Origin of the sequence: Halococcus salsus (assembly GCF_009900715.1) — an archaeon.
Lineage (GTDB): Archaea > Halobacteriota > Halobacteria > Halobacteriales > Halococcaceae > Halococcus > Halococcus salsus.
Window position 1 is genome coordinate 1,337,009 of record NZ_JAAAJC010000001.1, and the last position, 16,693, is coordinate 1,353,701.

The window sequence follows — 16,693 nt, forward strand, 5'->3', positions numbered from 1 at the left end:
CTACGGGACCCTCCTCGGCGGCGCATGAGGTGTTTCGGGACACAACACCTGACGATGGCTTCTTGAAGGTGGATGAGCCTGCATCCAGCGGTAGAGAAATCATCCCGCCGGACCGACCGGGTCCCGGTACTCGGCGAAGATCTCGATGAGAACGATGAGGAGGCCGAGGACGACCGGACCGAAGAAGACGCCCATGAACCCGAACACCGCGAGGCCCCCGAAGATCCCGACGATGAACACGCCGGGATTGAGTTGTGCTTCGCGTCCCCCGATAACCGGGCGCAGATAGTTGTCGGAGAGGCTCACGACGAGCGTGCCGTAGGCGAACAACACCACGGCGATCACAGGTCGATCGACCACGAAGAGGTACCCGACGGCGGGGATCCAGACGATGAACGCACCGATAACCGGCAACAGCGACAGTACGGCCGTCACCACCGTCCAGAAGATCGCGTTCGGGACCCCGAGGACGGCGAAGCCGATTCCGATGAGCACGCCTTGGACGATACCGACCAGGAGGTTCCCGAACAGCACCGCGTACATGAGCCGGTCGATCCAGTCATAGAGCCGGTCGAACGTCGATACCCGGAGCGGCGAAACGGCCCGTAGCCACGACACCAGGGCCGAACCATCCAAAAGCAGGTAGTAGAGAACGAACAGGAGAACCATGAGACCGATGCCGATGTCCGTCACCCTTCCAAAGACGCTCACGAGATTGCTGACGACTCGTGTCGCGTTGTTGAGGAGCGCCGTGGTGTTTCCCCCACTGGAGCCGCCGAGTGCGGTCGAGGCGTCGAGACCGGACCGCAACAGTAGCTGTCGGAGATCGACCGAGACACCGACTTGCTGACCCAGGAAGTTCTCGAGCGCCCCCACGCCGACATCCCCGCGGTTGATGGCCGTGAGGATCGATATCGCTTGCCGGACGGCGACCCGAGCGAACACCCCGAGCGGAACGACCACCGCGAGGAACACACCGACAATGAGGAGGCCTGCCGAGACCCGTGGCCCGACGGAGCGCCGGAGGCGACGCTGAAGCGGATGGAGCAAATACGCGAGGAGAACCGCAAGCAACAGATACTGCTCGTAGGGAAGAACCATGAGCGTGGCCAGCGCGCCGGAAAGAGCGATCGCGACGAGGAGCACCCGTTGTTCGGTGGACATGTGCCTCGCACGATTGGAATGTCCATAAGCGATCAGATACCCCGAAAACGGGCCGCAGTCCGGTCGGAGCTTCGTCTCCGCTCCGAATCAATCGAGAGATGAGTATTTTTTATTGACGCTATCGTACCGAGACGGATAGTCGGGACCTGTGCACTCCGGGTTGGTGCTGAGGGCAGTCGGCTCCTACAACCACCACGAAGGAGAATACGAGTGTAGTGGTCGACCGCGGGACACCAGGTGCAGGCTTCGTACGGGAGACCACGAAAACATGGGGGTATCTCGCGATGAATCAGCTCGGCATTAGGCTTTCCTCGCTCGGTCTCGGTTGGGTCGGTGAACCGATAGTGGCAGTACCCACCGAAGCGATCCTCGGCGAGCTACTCGACTCAGGAGCTCGGGGCGGGTTTGACCTTCGGAGAATCACGTTTCGATGTGATCGAACTTGCCACGAGTTCCCCGTACTCCGCAGCCGAGTACTCACCGGCATTGTACCGCGCTGCGTACTCACTCGAGATCTCGACGAAACCGACCGTCGAGGACCGTGCGTTGGTGATCGTGACGTCGAGCGCTGTCGTGGTTCGATCCGCCGAGACGAGTGCCGCGTACGCCCCGGCGACCAGTCCGAGTTCGTGAAGGACACCCCTGTTTCGACGTGTCTGGTTTCTGTATTCTAATTTCAGTACGTCGTATCGCTCACTAAATGAACCGACCTCGATACCCGCCGCTTCGATTTCCGCCGTGAACTCATCGTTGGTGGTGAGATCTTCGCCGGCGAGTTCGGTGATGCCGGTCTCGAGCACCGTCGTCCGCTTCTTGACGGGGACCTCCGGAACGACTTCGGAGAGCGGGACCTTCTCGTTCGACGGGAACTCACGACCGATCTCCTCGGTACAGCCGGCGAGGGCCGACACACCGAGAACGGCCCCCCACCGAAGCAGCGCTCGCCGGGAAGCCGGTCGTATACCGTCCGACGATCGCGAGCCTTCCATACTGTGTCTGCGGATTCACCGACTATAGATGTTCGACTGGCACTCTCCGGGGTCACGCTTTTTCAACCTCCTCTCGATTCGTGAAGAGTGGTCGTAGAACTCTACACTGTTGGGCTGGTCGCGGTCGGTCTCACGTTGCTCGGTGTCGGCGTCCTGCCTCGTTTCATCGGCGATCGGGCGGTCTCGATGCCGATCTTCTTCGTCGGGTTCGGGGTCGTCCTCTTCTCGCTTCCGTTCGTGCCGTTCGTGCCCGACCCGCTCGAACAGGGCGAGAGCGCCGAGCACCTCGCCGAGTTCGGCGTCATCATCGCTTTGATGGCGCTCGGTCTGAAGATCGACCGCCGACCCGGGATCGCCGAGTGGTCGGTGGTGTGGCGACTCCTCGCGGTCACGATGCCGCTCTCGATCGCCGGTGCCGCGCTGTTGGGCTGGTGGACGCTCGGATTGGTGGTCCCGACCGCAGTGCTTCTGGGGGCGGTCATCGCACCGACCGATCCGGTGTTGGCGTCGGAAGCACAAGTGGGCGAACCGGGAAAGGGATTCGCCGAGGACCACGACCGACCGGAGGATCACGAGAAGGAGGTCCGTTTTGCGCTCTCGACGGAGGCAGGACTGAACGATGGACTGGCCTTCCCGTTCACCAATCTGGCCATCGCGCTCGCGCTGGTCGGTCTCGCCCCGAGCAACTGGCTGGGCGAGTGGTTGCTGGTCGACGTGGTCTACAAGATCGCCGTCGGAACGCTCGCCGGCATCGTCCTCGGGTGGATACTGGCCCGGATCATCTTCATCACCGTTCCGGAGACCCAGGTCGCCAATTCCGTTCAGGGGATCGAAGCGCTCGCGGGCACGCTCATCGCCTACGGGGCGACGGAGGTCGTGGGTGGATACGGGTTCATCGCGGTGTTCGTCGCCGCGACGATGGTCCGGAACTACGAGCGAACCCACGAGTACAACGACTCCCTCCACGACGTCACGGAGTTCACCGAACAGGCGGTGATGGCCCTCATCATGGTGCTGTTCGGCGGGGCACTCGTCGGCGGCCTCCTTGAACCGTTGACGACCGAGGCGATCGTGGTCGCCCTCGTGATCGTTTTCGTCCTCAGACCGCTCGCCGGCTTCGTCGGGTTGCTCGGCTCCGGACACGACCGAGCGGAGACGGCCGCGATAGCCTTCTTCGGCATCCGTGGTCTCGGGTCCTTCTATTACCTCTCGTACGGGCTGAACCACGGGGTGTTCCCGGATGCCGACATGCTCTGGGCCCTCGTCGGCGTGATCGTCCTCATCTCGGTCGTCGTCCACGGGATCAGCGCGACACCGGTCATGTCCCTGGTCGAATCCGAGTGACGAGCCATCTCGGCCCTTTCCAGCAGGGTTGCGCTGCGTGTCGGTGACGGAGGGTATCACCCGACGACTACGCTACTGGTCGGACCGAACGAGTACAACTCGAACGTGACCGCCTCACCTGAAGAAAGAACGACAACGACTTCTCGGACGTCCTTCGAGGAGGACGGGTCGCTCTCGTCTCGTTACTGAGGCCGAAGTCAGGAACTCCGCTCGTCCTCGACGTCGTACATATCCTCGTCGAGGTCGTAGTAACTCTCGTCCGTGGTGGTCTCTCGGGTCCGACCCTGTCCCTCGAAACCGGTGTCACTCCGTGTGTTGCCGAGGGTGCCGCCGACCTGGACGTTGAGGGAGCCATCCCGGAGTTTCTCGCGGACGGACGGGGTGATCACCCAGCGTTTGAGCGCAACCCGCAGGGGAGCACGCGTGAAGGGAATCACGAACAGGAACCCGGTGAGGTCGGTCAACAGCCCCGGCGTGATGAGGAAGCCGCCGCCGAGGATGATGAGCACACCGTCCAGGAGCTCGTCGGTCGGGGCCTCGAAGTTCTGGAGCCGTCGTTGGAGCCGCTGGAGCGTGGCGCGGCCCTCGCTGCGCACCAGCAACGACCCGACGAGGGCGGTCAGCACGACGAGACCGATGGTCAGGAGCGCGCCGATCTGCCCCGCCACGATGAGCAGAACGAACGCGTCGGCCAACGCGAGTATGAGAGCCACAAGCAGCAACCGGCCAAACATACCCGGTGTAGATACCAGGCGTGGAAAACGATTGCCCCTACCGCCGAACCGGTCGTCGTGATGGGTGCTACGAGAGCGGTCACGACTAACCTCGCTTTCGGTGGTGATCCCGATCTCCTCTTACAATCCGGTCAGGACGGGAAGAAGGACGTTCGAGAGGGCATGCATCACCCAACCGGGGAGGATGCTCTCCGAGCGGTAACGAAGCCAGCCGAGAAGCCAGCCGACGAGTACCTGAACCACGACGAGCGCTCCAAGACGCCGGTCGACCAGCACGAGCGGCGAATGAAACAAACCAAAGACGAGGGCTTGCACGGTGTTTCCAACCACGAACCGATAACGGCGCAGCAGGAACCCACCGAGGTATCCTCTGAAGAACAGTTCTTCGGGGAAGGTCACGAGAACGACTTGATACAACACGGTAGACGAGACCGCGGCCAGACTCAGATGTGTGGTGCTCGACAGAGCAACACTCACGTTGGGGTCTCGTATGACCGCTGGCGGTACGAACTGCACGGCTCCCCAGAACAGCACGGTGAACGGGACCAGTAGTCCAAGACTCCACCCGAGATACTGCCGCGAACAAACCCGCAACCCGAGTTCGTCAAGCGCTTTCCCCGCGTCGCCGTTTCGCCATCGACGAAGGAGATGTCCAAGCGGAAGCAGGCCAAACAGGACCGGTGCAAGGGGAATATTCATCGTTCGAAAACGGGGTACCCTGTGTGGTGGGGTTACCGCTATGGAGTAAGTACGTTGCTATCCGATCGTCACAACGCAGTTACCGCCGACGATAGCGTACTGGCCGTTCACCGCCGTCGTTTCGCGAGGTGAGTGCTGTTTCGCCCGCAAGTGAGTGCCTTGGCGGGCTGTACCGCTTCAACCCACCAGACGAGACAGGAGTATCGCCAAGATGCTGACGCTGATACCCACGAGTACCACGAAGGTGTCGCCGCTCGTGCCCAAGAGCCCGACCAGTGTGAACTGCATTCCGAGGAGCGTTCCCGCAACCATCGTTCCCGCACGCTGGACGGCCTTCGCTGACATATCCTGAAGGCTACGTCGTCTCACCTATAGAGCTTGCTTTCAGTCCGCTGCTGTCGTGCTGAGTGCGATGCACGCTGCTAGCGAAGGGGAGTTCGAGTGGCGGGGCTGATCGTCCTCTTACGAGTTCGAACCGACGTCGAGCACGGCACCGACTCGGAATCGCTCGTCACGTCGCGAGGGAGACCAACGTCTCCGCGAGTGCCTGCGTTGCTACCGAGCAATCGTTCCAGTCCGTCCACTCCCGGGGACTGTGTGAGACCCCGTCTCGGGAGGGCGCGAACAACAGCCCCCCATCGGTTACGCTCGCGACGTGCATCGTGTCGTGGAAGGCCCCGGAGTGCATCTCCAACGTCTCTATCCCCGCCGCTTCACACGCCGAGTGGGCGACCTCGCGACACCGCTCGTCCATCGACACCGGCCGAACGTCGAACTCGCGCTCGAACCCCGTGGTGACGCTTCGCTCGGTGGCGATCCGATCGAGGCTTCGTCGGGCCCGGTCGACCATCTCGTCGATCGAATCGTACTCGATGCTACGGATGTCGAGGCTCATCTCGACCCGCCCGGGAACGATGTTCGTCGCGTTCGGTTCGGCGTTTATCGTTCCGACCGTTCCGACCGCGGTACCCTCCGCCGAACTCCGCTCCCGGGCGATCCGCTCGAACTCGACGATGAACTCCCCGGCGGCGCTCAAGGCGTCGGCTCGCTCGTCCATCGCGGTCGTCCCAGCGTGGTTCGCCTCGCCATCGATGGTCACCTCGCAGTGGGTTATGCCGGTGATCGTGGTAACGACGCCGACCGGAACGTCCGCCGTTTCGAGGCGCTCGCCCTGCTCGATGTGAAGTTCGACCCACGCGTCCCACGCCGCCGCATCGACTCGGTCGGTACCGTTGTAGCCTATCTCCGAGAGTGCCGTCTCGAGCGTGATACCGGTGTCGTCGGTCAGTTGGAGCGCGCTCTCCACCGATCGGCTCCCGGCAGCGACCGACGACCCCAGCGTTCCCCCGGCGAACCGCTGACCCTCCTCTTCGGTGAAACAGACGACTTCGAGGGGATGGGTCGGTTCGATTTCCGCGTTCTGTATCGTTCGAACGGCTTCGAGCGCTCCGTAGACGCCCAGTGGTCCATCGAAGATACCACCTTCCGGTACCGAGTCGAGATGGCTCCCCGTCGCGATCGGTTTCCCGTCGGCACCGGGTGGTGACCAGCGCCCGGCGATGTTGCCGACCGGGTCGACGCGGACGTCGAGGCCGGCTTGCTCCAACCGCTCGACGAACCGATCGCGCGCTCGTCGGTTCGGCTCGGTCCCCGCGAACACGGTTCGGCCCTGCCCTTCTTCGACGTCAATCCCCCCGAAGGACGCGTTCGCCTCGATATCCTCCCGGAGACGTTCGCCATCGACGTTCATGTGGAACCTTCAGCCGCTTGGGGTATTATACGCTACTGTTTCAGCAGGCGCTAATACCACAGTCTCCAGGCTGTGGATACAGCGCCGTAAGCTCTCTTTCACTTTCAGTCCGCACACCGACCGCTTAACCCTTTGACCGCCCAATGTAGAGGTATCGGAGGCGGTCCATCCGCCACCCAATAAGACAGTATCCGACAACCCACCGAACACGGCGAACGACCTTCGCCGGGAGTTCCGTGGGCCGGTCAAAAAGGTACTCCCGAATCCGCCGACGAACGCTCCGAAGCCCGACGGAAACGCCGGGGACGGACGTTCCGAGGATAAGGATAACGGCTGCTTGGCACAGCCAGCGGTTGTCCGCTCCGCGATGGGTTCAATCCCCGACAAGGACGGTCCACCCGCGAACCTGAAACTCCCAAACCAGCGCGGTGCGGTGCGGTGCGGTGTGGGCGTGGGATTCCACGTCGTTCACGGCGTGGAGGATGTCAATCTTCTGTCGGCACTCGCGTCACGTTCGAAGCCGGTCGAATCGGCGATCCGACGTGAGCCGAGCGAAGGACCATCGAACCCCCTCTCAATCGTCGGTCGTCGCGCTCTCGTCCGAGACGTCGGTGACGACGTCGTCACCGGAGGAGGTCACGGCTATGTCCTCGTCGTCGCGGATCTCCTCGATGTAGTCCCGGAACGCCTCCGATTCGAGGATCTCGTACTCGTTCTTGAGCCCGAGATAAACCGTATAGCACATCACGAGGAGGACCACGGCGAACGGAAGCCCGGTCGTGACCGCGGCGGTCTGGAGCGCACCGAGACCGCCGGCGTAGAGCAACACCGCCGCGACGAGCCCCTCGGTGAGCGCCCAGAAGATCCGCTGTACCTTCGGGACGTCGTGCTTCCCGCCGGAGGTGAGGTGGTCGATGACCAACGAACCCGAATCCGAGGACGTGACGAAGAAGGTGACCACAAGGAGCGTGGCGAGAACCGATGCGGCCGCCCCGAACGGGTACTGGGAGAGCATCGAGAACATCGCGATGGCCTGCCCCTGGTTCGAGAGCGCGGCCAGGATGCCGCCGCCACCGAGTTGGGCGAACAGCGCGCTCCCGCCGAACGCCGAGAGCCAGAGGAACGAGAACAGCGAGGGCAACACGAGCACCCCGGCGACGAACTCACGGACCGTCCGCCCCTTCGAGATCCGCGCGATGAACATCCCCACGAACGGCGACCAGGAGATCCACCAGCCCCAGTAGAAGATCGTCCACGACCCAAGGAAGTCCTGTGCGGACTGGCCCGCGAACGCTCCTGTGTAGAGGCTCAATCCAGGTAGGTTGACGAAGTAGGTACCGAGACCGTTGACGAGCCCCTTGAAGATGTAGAGCGTCGGCCCGACGACGATGAGGAAACCCAGCATGAGGAGCATGAGATAGAGGTTGACCGTGCTCAGGCGTCTGACACCGTCGTCGAGCCCGGCGGCGACCGACGCGGTCGCGATCAGCGTTATCACGGCGATGAGCACGATCTGTGAGGTGGTCCCGGTCGGCACGCCGGCACCGAACAGCGACCCCGCCACGACGTCGAGCCCCTGGTTCACTTGGGCGACGCCCAGCCCGAGCGAGGTCGAGAGCCCGAAGAGGGTCGCGAACACCGAGAGAAGGTCGATGACGTGACCCGGCCAGCCGTAGATCCGCTCGCCCAGCACCGGCCAGAAGATCGACCGAAACGTGAGTGGCAGCCCCCGATTGAACGAGAAGAACGCGAGGCCGAGCCCCACGAGCGCGTAGATCCCCCACGGGTGGAGCCCCCAGTGGAAGAAGGTCTGGGCGAGCGCGGGGCCCCCGGCAGCGGCGGTACCGGCCTGGGCGCTCCCCGCGAAGAAGGGTGGGATCCCATCGAAGAAGTACATCGGTTCGGCGACGCTGTAGAACATCAGCCCGATCCCCATGCCGGCGCTGAACAGCATCGCCATCCACGAGAACCGGCTGAACTCGGGTTCGGCCTCAACGCCACCGATCCGGATCTGGCCGTACTTGCTCACCGCGAAGTACCCCACGACGAGGATGAACAGGGTGACGAGCAGGATGTAGAGCCAACCGAAGTAGGCGTTGATCCCGTTGAAGAGCCACTCGTAGGCCGCCGATGCCTGGCCGCCGAGCAGTATCGTCGCCGCCACGAACACCACGATGACCGCCAGCGCGACGGGGAACACCACCGGATGAACGTCGAAGCCGAAGCCCTGATAGTTGGTGTCGCCGGGTTCGCGGTCCGAATCGGGATGGAAGAGCTCCACTTGGAGCCCCTCGGACATCTCACCGCTCGTCTCGCCCCGTTCAGCGTCGGCCACGTTCCTGCTCCAGATACGCTCTATTTCCTGTTCGATGCGACCTGTCCTTGAACGATGGGTGTCCAAAACTCGATTTGTGTATCATTGCTTTGTTTGATGACAACATCTTGCCCAGCTCAGAACCTCGGTTTCTCCCCAGGTATCCTAGTTGTGGGGATGCATCGATTGATGATTATACTCGTGATCCCGGTTCGCACAGCACGTTATAAAAATTGCTGACAATATCCGGCGGTGTTTAAATGGGAATAGGCCAAGTTCCCTCCCTCAAGGAACGAGCGCAGTGCGGAAGCGAGCGAGTAGGGAGGGGATACAGCCGTAGGCTGCTTCGCTTGGCCCGAATTTCGAGCGACGGCGCAACTATTATGCAATTGGGTATCCCCATATAGATAAGCCAAATGGAGTACGACCTCGATTCGGGAGCACATTCGGTGTATGCCCTGCACTATCACCTGATACTGGTGACGAAGTACAGGCAAAACACCTTCACACCCGAACGGGCAGACTTCATGCGGCGCGTGGTCGAAGGGTTCGCCGACAACTACGGCGTCGAAATCAAGAACTTCGAGGGCGACCGCGACCACGTTCATATGCTCTTCAAGGCGAAGCCGACCACGGACCTCGTTCGGTTCGTGAACACTCTCAAAGGGTCGTCAGCGCGGCGAATCAAAAACGAGTTCGACCTTGACCGCGAACTGTGGGGCGACTCGTTTTGGACCGATTCGTACTGCCTGCTTTCAACGGGACAGGTATCGCTCGACGCCCTCAAACAGTACGTGGAGGACCAGCGCCGATGAACTACAACTATCGGTATCGGATTCGACCGCCCGACGACGTGGCCAACGAACTCCGTCGCCACATCGACACCTGCCGACAGTTGTACAACCACTGCCTGTACGTGCTGAACGAGAGCGACGACATTCCCGCCCGCTACGAGGTGCAGGGGACGCTCCCCGACCTCAAACAGCGGTGGGGTGGTCTGAAGAACGTTCACTCGAAAGTGCTTCAGATGGTCGTCAAGCGGTTGTACGACAATCTCTCGACGCTCCGTGAACGAAAGAAGCGTGGATACCGCGTCGGACATCTTCGGTGGAAGCCGCCACGGGAGTACCGTTCGTTGACCTACAATCAGACTGGCTTCAAGCTCGAAAACAAGAGCGGCCAGCCGACGTTGTGGCTCTCGAAAATCGGTGACATTCCCATCGTACTCCACCGCGAGATACCCGACAACGCGACGGTGAAGCAGGTATCCATCAAGCGTGAACCGACGGGGGAGTGGTACGCCGTCCTCGGTCTCGATACCGAGGACGAAGCGCCACCGAAGCCTGACAATCCCGAAAAGGCAGTCGGTATCGACGTGGGGATACTCAAGTACACCCACGACACCGACGGTCTTTCGGTGGGTTCGCTTGACCTGTCGGACGAACGTGAGCGGCTTGAGCGCGAACAGCGTGCGCTCTCACGAAAGGACCACGGTTCGGCCAATTACCACAAGCAACGCCGGAAGGTGGCCGAATGTCACGCCGACCTGAAACGGAAGCGTCGGGACTTTCTGCACAAGCTCTCGACGTGGTACGCGAAGGAATACGATTTCGTGGCCGTCGAAGCCCTGAACGCGAAGGGACTCATGGAGCTGCCGTCGAACTCTCGCAATCGAGCATCCGCCGCGTGGGGAACTTTTCTACGGATGCTCGAATACAAATGCGAGCGCGAAGGTGCGTACTTTGTGGACGTTCGACCGCATGGGACCACCAAAGAGTGTTCTCAGTGCGGCGTTTCGACTGACAAACCGCTATGGGTTCGGCAACACTCGTGTCCTGCTTGTGGATTCGAGTGCGACCGTGACGCGAACGCCGCTCACAACGTGCTGAACCGTGCTATTGAGAAATCGGATATAGGGATGGGCCAGCCCGAATCAACGCCTGTGGAGACTGGAGCCGCTACGGACACCGAAATTCCCTCGGTGTCTGCACGCACCGTCGTAGAAGCAGGAAGCCCCATCCTCAACGAAGCCGCGTCAGCGGCGGAGTAGGGTGGGGAGGAGGTCACATGGGAACGGCTGGCTACGTGTCTAGAAAAACAGGGACGATCGCGGGGTTCCAGACGACGCTGCGGATACGAGGACACAAGTTAGGGAGACAACTGAAACGCGGGCGCGACGCAGAAATCCGGGCACGTGGGTCCCCGGAGTGTGTACCTCGGGCGGGCGAGAAGGGTGGATGTGGAAGCGTCGGAGCGCTTCGTCGTTCGCTTCCTATCGCATTCGCTCCATGTCCGGGTCAAACAGCGGCTCGTTCTCGACCGTCGCGCGATACCGTTCGTTTTCGTAGCTCACTTCGACCGACGTCCCCGGCTCTGCGTACTCGGTCGGCAGGTACGCATACACGATTCCGGCGTCGATGGTGTAGCCGTAGTCGGCACGGCATCCGTAGCCGAGAACCTCCTCACCGTCGAAGATCGGATGCCCCGAGTCGACGACCACCCCCGTCTCGTCGAGCGTGAGGGGGACGAGTTGCTGGTCGATACCCTCCTCCCGTGCCTCGAGGATCGCCTCTCGGCCGATGAACTCGGTGTCGGTATCGACGGCGAAGCCGATGTTGGCCTCGTAGGGGTTGTACTCGGGAGTGACGTCGCTTCCCCAGAGCCGGTAGCCCTTCTCCAGACTCGTGGAATCGAGCGCCTCCCAGCCCATCGGGACGATATCGTACTCCTGGCCCGATTCCCAGACGATATCCCAGAGTCGTGCGCCGTACTCCGTCGGTGTGTAGATCTCCCACCCGAGCTCGCCAGCGTACGACAGCCGAAGCATCGTCACGGGGATATCCTCGAGATACGTCTCGCGCACCGAGTAGAACGGGAACCCGTCGTTGGAGAGGTCCGTTTCGACGAGCGGTTCGAGGAGGTCTCGCGACCTCGGTCCCCAGACACCGATACCCGACCGGCTCGAATCGTGGACCGTGACCGAGACGTCCTCGGGTGCGTGGTCCCTTATCCACCGCGAGTGGATCGTCGCGGAGTTGCCACCGCCCGTCGTCAGGAGATACCGGTCCGAGTCGAGCCGTGCAGCGGTTATGTCCGCGAGGATCCCGCCGTCCTCGTTCAGCATCGCCGCATAGCGCATTCGACCGACCGAGACGTCCATGTCGTTGGTGAGGAGGCCCTGCAGGAATTCCATCGCTCCCTCGCCGGTGACCTCGATACCGGTGAAGGTGGTCATGTCGAACATCGCCACCCGGTCACGGACCGCTTGGTGTTCGACCCCCTGGGCCTTCGACCAGTTCCGGCCGATCCAGCCCGACCGGTCGGGAACGTCGTACTCGTCGAGGAGCGACTCGTTCGTCTCGTACCACTGCGGGACTTCCCACCCGTTTGTGTCGTAGAACTCGGCACCCAGCTCGTCCTGTCGGTCATAGAACGGGCTCCGTCGGAGCGTGCGTTGGTCCGTCGGTTGCTCACGGGGATGGATGAGCTGGTAGACCTCTCGATACTGTTGGGCCCCCCGACCGTACGTGAACTCCCGACTCCCCGCGTGGGGCTGGAATCGGCTGATGTGAGCGGGGGTGGCGTCGATCCGGTCGCCGTCGAGCCGTGGAACACCGTTCTCCATCCACTCGGCGACGACGCTCCCCGCGCCGCCGGACTGCGTTACCCAGATGGCGAGCGACCACCAGAGTCCCTCGGTGCCCTCGTCGGGACCGAGGATCGGCATCCCGTCCGGCGTGAAGCAGAACATACCGTTGATCTGTTTCTCCCAGTCACAGTCGTCGAACGCCGGCACGAGTTCGCGAGCGGCATCGTACGCGGATTTCTCGTGGTCGGGATGGGTGTTCTCGTAGAAGTGCTCGGCCGTGAACTCCCGAAGGGAGGGATATTCGAGCCCGAGGTCGTCGAGCTTCTCCGGTCCGTAGATGTCCGCCGGATCCACGAGCAGCGGTTCGTGGTTGTACGACCCGACACCGTACGATTCGCCGTGCTGGCGGAAGTACTCGGAGAAGTCCTGATGTCGGAGGAGTGGCTGTTCGATCTCCCGTTCGGCCCCGGCGAGCTCCTCCAACGGCTCGCTCACGAGGTACTGGTGTGAGCAGGGGACGAGCGGGATATCGGTATCGACCATCTCGCCGAACAGGGGCCCCCAGATGTTCGTGGCCACCAGGACCTCGTCGCAGTCGATCGGACCGTCCTCGGTGACGACCGCCTCGACCGCCCCGTTTTCGGTCTCGATGCCGGTGACGAGCGTGTTCCCGTAGAACTCGTGCCCGGCGTCGCGAGCGCGTTCGGCCATCTCCCGGGAGGCATCGACGGCGTGCGCTTTCCCGTCCGTCGGGAGGTAGTACCCGCCGTGAATGACCTCCTCGTCTATCTGCGGAACGCGCTCGGCTATCTCGGCTGGCGAGAGGAGTTCGCCACCGTCGAACCCGTAGGACTGGCCCCACTCGCGTTTTCGCTTCAGGTGGTCCCACCGGTCCTCGGTGTACGCGACTTCGATCCCACCCGACATGCGATAGCTGTCGAGGTCGTAGTAGAGGTCACGCGTGTACGCAGCCATGTGGCTCATCATCTTCCCGCCGGAGGTCTGATACACCAATCCCGGTGCGTGCGAGGTCGAGCCGCCGGTCTCGAACAGTGGCCCCTGATCCACCACGACCACGTCCTCCCGACCCTGCTCGGCGAGGTGATACGCCGCCGAACAGCCGACACAGCCCGCTCCCACAACGACGGTTCCAGCCCGCTCGGGTACGGTATCGTCTCTACCCATACTTCGTTATCGCTCCGCCGTCTATGATAAACAACCGGGTGAGTTATTGGAGCCGTTTAGTAGACGGGGGTGGTCGATGCCCGAAGCGAGTACAGTAGTGGTGGAGAAAGTTCGGAATTACACAATACGACGAAGCGACGACCCAACAGCATGAGCCGGCATCGGTACCGAAGGGATGCTGTGAGACGACCGAGTCTGACTTATAGGGGTTCGGTTATGGCGACGAACTACTAACCGACGGCAAAGATAATGGACTTCCCATGTTCGCCGCTCGGACAGCGCAAAACGGAGACGAGACGGGACCCTCCACGACAGCGGAGGAGGGGTGAACGATGTCCGTCGAAAGCCACTCCAGGACGGCGGCCGAGGTGACCGACGAGTTGCTCACCGGTCCTCGATTCGAGTTGATGCCCTTCGAGAGCTTCGAAGGACAGCTAGAACACCTGCCGGAAGGGGCGACCATCGCCATCACCACGTCGCCGCAGCTCGGTCTCGACGCGACGGTCGAGCAGGCCGAGATGGCCGCTGCGCGTGGGTTCGACGTGAGTCCGCACATCGCCGCGCGGTACGTGCGGGACGAGGACCACCTGACCGAGATCGCTCGCCGTCTCACCGAGGCTGGCGTCACGGACATCTTCGTTCCGGGTGGCGACCGTGAGGAACCGGCGGGGGAGTTCGACTCAGCATACGAACTCCTGACCACGCTCTCAGACATCGAGTACTCGTTCGAAGAGGTGGGGATCACCGGCTATCCGGAGGGCCACGACTTCCTCTCGGATCGGGTCCTGGCCGAAGCGATGGAGAAGAAGGCACCGTTCGCGACGTACATCGTGACCCAGCTCTGCTACGACCCCGACGCCGTCATCGAGTGGATAGAGGAAGTTCGAGGTCGTGGCGTCGACCTCCCCATCGAGGTCGGCATACCGGGGGTCATGAAGTACCAACGGTTGCTGAGCATCTCACAGAAGGTCGGCGTCGGCGATTCCGTCCGCTTTCTGAAGAAGACGACCGGTATCGTCGGATTCGTTCGGCAACTCGTCGGGTCACGCGGCAAGTACACCCCCGACGACCTCATCGAAGGGCTCACACCGTACGCTACCGACCCCGAGTACGGTATCCGGGGCGTCCACATCTACACCTTCAATCAGACGTCCGACACCGAGTCCTGGCGATGGGGGGCTTTGAGCCAGTAATCAGTACGAGAGCCTCGGTAGAAAGCCCAAAGGGTTCGGTTACGATCCGTTTCCACCGTCGAATCGAATTTCAATTCAGGAGGGAACATCCCCTCGAATCGTATACGTTTCGGGTGTGGATCGACGATTCCGTAGATCGTCTACCTATCCGCGCGGCGGGGGGCAGGTGATAAAGGGGTGTCTTCTTTAACTATTGATCTTATGCTCCGTGCAGCGGGATTCACAGGCGATGTCGGAGAACCAACCGGCGAGTAGGGAAGGCGAATCGCATCCGAACCATCCGAACGTCGACCAATCGGACCGAACCGTCCCGCGGAACCTGCGTCAGTCAGGCGACCCGGGCATCGAGATGCTGGTCTCGACCCGTGTGCGAAAGTCGCCGTTCTTCCACAAGTCCTTCGGCGAGGAGGGCGCGTGGCGCGCGACGGTCTACAACCGCATCTACCACCCGCGTGGCTACGTCGAACCCGAAGAGGGCGGTACCAGCGTCGAACATGACGCCCTCGTCAACCGTGTGACCCTCTGGGACGTCGCCGTCGAGCGCCAGATCCGCGTGAAGGGTCCCGACGCCGAAGCCTTCGTCAACTACGTCATCACGCGCGACGCGACCGAGATCGACGTGATGGCCGGCAAGTACGTCATCCTCTGCAACGAGGACGGTGGCGTTCTGAACGACCCGGTGCTCCTTCGCCCTGAGGAGGACGAGTTCTGGTTTTCGATCTCGGATTCCACCCTGATGCAGTGGCTCCAGGGCGTCAACGTCGGCGAGGACTACGACGTTGAGATCGACGAGATCGACGTCGCCCCGATGCAGATCCAGGGGCCCCTCTCCGAGGACGTGATGCGGGAGCTCGTCGGCGACGCCGTGAGCGACGTGCCCTACTACGGCCTGATGGCGGCCGAAGTCAACGGCTGTGATATCCTGATCAGCCAGACCGGGTTCTCGGGCGAGAAGGGCTACGAGATCTACGTTACGGAAGCGATGAAGAACGCGGACGCCGTTTGGGACCCGGTCGCCGAGACGGTGAAGGACCACGACGGCATGGTGATCGCGCCGGGCCACCAGCGCCGCATCGCCGCGGGCATCCTCTCGTGGGGCCAAGACTTGGACCACGAGACCTCGCCGTTCCAGGTCAACCTCGAATACCAAGTCCCGGACGACAAGGACGCCGATTACGTCGGGAAGGAGGAACTCGAACGCCAACAGGAGATGGTCGAGAACGGCGAGTACCCCTTCACACAGAAGATGGTGGGGCTCAAACTCGGTGGTGAACCGATCCGGGACTACCCCTCGGACTTCTGGCTGGTCTCGGATCCCGAGACGGGCGAGGAGTGTGGCTACGTCACGTCGGCGTGGTACAACCCCGAACTCGAAACCAACATCGCGCTGGCGCACGTCCCGGCCGAAAAGCTCGACGGTGACATCCGGGAAGTCTACGATGGCGAGATCGACACCGAGTTCGAGGTCCACCTCCCCGACGAGTACGCCGAAGCGCCGGGCGAACCGGTGTTCGCCATGGTCGCGGAAGTGCCGTTCAAGGAGTCGGTGAACCTGAGCGCGCGCGAGCAGGCCAAGCTCAGTGCCAAACAGGAAGCGAGCGAGTAACGTCCGCCCGCGAGTAACCCCGCTTCCCCGCACCGCAAGCGGGTTCGACGATTCTTTCGTGGTCTCGGATCCCCCGGAAGTGCAAGGGCGATGGAGCTTCAAACCCGAACAGAGGACTCTCCTTTT

General features: G+C 62.2%; 13 protein-coding genes. 5 read left to right on the plus strand and 8 right to left on the minus strand.

What is annotated here, in order from left to right; all coding sequences use genetic code 11:
• Positions 1-99: 99 nt before the first annotated feature.
• A complete protein-coding gene (locus tag GT355_RS06895) occupies positions 100-1,164 on the minus strand; it encodes an AI-2E family transporter (protein ID WP_160133918.1) in 1,065 nt (354 codons plus the stop codon).
• A gap of 386 nt (positions 1,165-1,550) precedes the next feature.
• Positions 1,551-2,075: a DUF8159 domain-containing protein gene (locus GT355_RS06900; RefSeq protein ID WP_160133919.1), complete on the minus strand. Its 525-nt coding sequence runs from the start codon at positions 2,073-2,075 to the stop codon at positions 1,551-1,553.
• Positions 2,076-2,240: 165 nt separating this feature from the next.
• On the opposite strand from GT355_RS06900, the gene GT355_RS06905 reads away from it, so the two are divergent.
• Positions 2,241-3,497 carry a cation:proton antiporter gene (locus GT355_RS06905; RefSeq protein WP_160133920.1) on the plus strand — a complete coding sequence of 419 codons (1,257 nt, stop codon included), beginning with the start codon at positions 2,241-2,243 and terminating at the stop codon, positions 3,495-3,497.
• A 197-nt stretch (positions 3,498-3,694) separates the two neighbouring features.
• On the opposite strand, the gene GT355_RS06910 is transcribed toward GT355_RS06905, so the two are convergent.
• The 5 genes from GT355_RS06910 to GT355_RS06930 all read right to left on the minus strand — a co-directional run bounded on the left by GT355_RS06910 (position 3,695) and on the right by GT355_RS06930 (position 8,979).
• Positions 3,695-4,231 (minus strand): FxsA family protein, encoded by a 537-nt coding sequence (locus GT355_RS06910; protein ID WP_160133921.1) that lies wholly within the window; start codon positions 4,229-4,231, stop codon positions 3,695-3,697.
• A gap of 120 nt (positions 4,232-4,351) precedes the next feature.
• Positions 4,352-4,930 carry a CPBP family intramembrane glutamic endopeptidase gene (locus GT355_RS06915; RefSeq protein WP_160133922.1) on the minus strand — a complete coding sequence of 193 codons (579 nt, stop codon included), beginning with the start codon at positions 4,928-4,930 and terminating at the stop codon, positions 4,352-4,354.
• 177 nt (positions 4,931-5,107) lie between these two features.
• Positions 5,108-5,275, minus strand: a complete 168-nt coding sequence (locus tag GT355_RS06920; protein WP_160133923.1) for a hypothetical protein — start codon at positions 5,273-5,275, stop codon at positions 5,108-5,110.
• 166 nt (positions 5,276-5,441) lie between these two features.
• Positions 5,442-6,680, minus strand: coding sequence for a M20 family metallo-hydrolase (locus tag GT355_RS06925; RefSeq protein WP_160133924.1), 1,239 nt, complete (start codon positions 6,678-6,680; stop codon positions 5,442-5,444).
• 574 nt (positions 6,681-7,254) lie between these two features.
• The gene (locus GT355_RS06930; RefSeq protein WP_420825960.1) at positions 7,255-8,979 is read right to left on the minus strand and encodes a BCCT family transporter; all 1,725 of its coding nucleotides are present in this window, start codon (positions 8,977-8,979) and stop codon (positions 7,255-7,257) included.
• A gap of 431 nt (positions 8,980-9,410) precedes the next feature.
• On the opposite strand from GT355_RS06930, the gene tnpA reads away from it, so the two are divergent.
• Together tnpA and GT355_RS06940 are read left to right on the plus strand one after the other, a co-directional pair.
• Entirely contained in the window at positions 9,411-9,809 is a 399-nt protein-coding gene (gene tnpA / locus GT355_RS06935) for an IS200/IS605 family transposase (RefSeq protein WP_160133926.1), read from the plus strand.
• Positions 9,806-11,044: an RNA-guided endonuclease InsQ/TnpB family protein gene (locus tag GT355_RS06940; RefSeq protein WP_160133927.1), complete on the plus strand. Its 1,239-nt coding sequence runs from the start codon at positions 9,806-9,808 to the stop codon at positions 11,042-11,044. Before tnpA ends, GT355_RS06940 begins: the two co-directional genes overlap by 4 nt.
• Before the next feature lie 222 nt (positions 11,045-11,266).
• Here GT355_RS06940 and GT355_RS06945 read toward each other — a convergent pair whose 3' ends face one another.
• The gene (locus tag GT355_RS06945) at positions 11,267-13,768 is read right to left on the minus strand and encodes a GcvT family protein (RefSeq protein WP_160133928.1); all 2,502 of its coding nucleotides are present in this window, start codon (positions 13,766-13,768) and stop codon (positions 11,267-11,269) included.
• A gap of 332 nt (positions 13,769-14,100) precedes the next feature.
• Here GT355_RS06945 and GT355_RS06950 point away from each other — a divergent pair, with 332 nt between their 5' ends.
• Positions 14,101-14,961 carry a methylenetetrahydrofolate reductase gene (locus GT355_RS06950; RefSeq protein WP_160133929.1) on the plus strand — a complete coding sequence of 287 codons (861 nt, stop codon included), beginning with the start codon at positions 14,101-14,103 and terminating at the stop codon, positions 14,959-14,961.
• A 229-nt stretch (positions 14,962-15,190) separates the two neighbouring features.
• Positions 15,191-16,567, plus strand: a complete 1,377-nt coding sequence (locus tag GT355_RS06955) for an aminomethyltransferase family protein (RefSeq protein ID WP_160133930.1) — start codon at positions 15,191-15,193, stop codon at positions 16,565-16,567.
• Positions 16,568-16,693 lie beyond the last annotated feature (126 nt).

Coding starts and splice junctions, on each gene's coding strand:
- GT355_RS06920 (WP_160133923.1), bottom strand. CDS start 5,275: ATGTCAGCGAAGGCCGTCCAGCGTGCGGGAACGATGGTTGCGGGAACG.
- GT355_RS06945 (WP_160133928.1), bottom strand. CDS start 13,768: ATGGGTAGAGACGATACCGTACCCGAGCGGGCTGGAACCGTCGTTGTG.
- GT355_RS06895 (WP_160133918.1), bottom strand. CDS start 1,164: ATGTCCACCGAACAACGGGTGCTCCTCGTCGCGATCGCTCTTTCCGGC.
- GT355_RS06910 (WP_160133921.1), bottom strand. CDS start 4,231: ATGTTTGGCCGGTTGCTGCTTGTGGCTCTCATACTCGCGTTGGCCGAC.
- GT355_RS06925 (WP_160133924.1), bottom strand. CDS start 6,680: ATGAACGTCGATGGCGAACGTCTCCGGGAGGATATCGAGGCGAACGCG.
- GT355_RS06955 (WP_160133930.1), top strand. CDS start 15,191: ATGTCGGAGAACCAACCGGCGAGTAGGGAAGGCGAATCGCATCCGAAC.
- GT355_RS06940 (WP_160133927.1), top strand. CDS start 9,806: ATGAACTACAACTATCGGTATCGGATTCGACCGCCCGACGACGTGGCC.
- tnpA (WP_160133926.1), top strand. CDS start 9,411: ATGGAGTACGACCTCGATTCGGGAGCACATTCGGTGTATGCCCTGCAC.
- GT355_RS06915 (WP_160133922.1), bottom strand. CDS start 4,930: ATGAATATTCCCCTTGCACCGGTCCTGTTTGGCCTGCTTCCGCTTGGA.
- GT355_RS06930 (WP_420825960.1), bottom strand. CDS start 8,979: ATGTCCGAGGGGCTCCAAGTGGAGCTCTTCCATCCCGATTCGGACCGC.
- GT355_RS06950 (WP_160133929.1), top strand. CDS start 14,101: ATGTCCGTCGAAAGCCACTCCAGGACGGCGGCCGAGGTGACCGACGAG.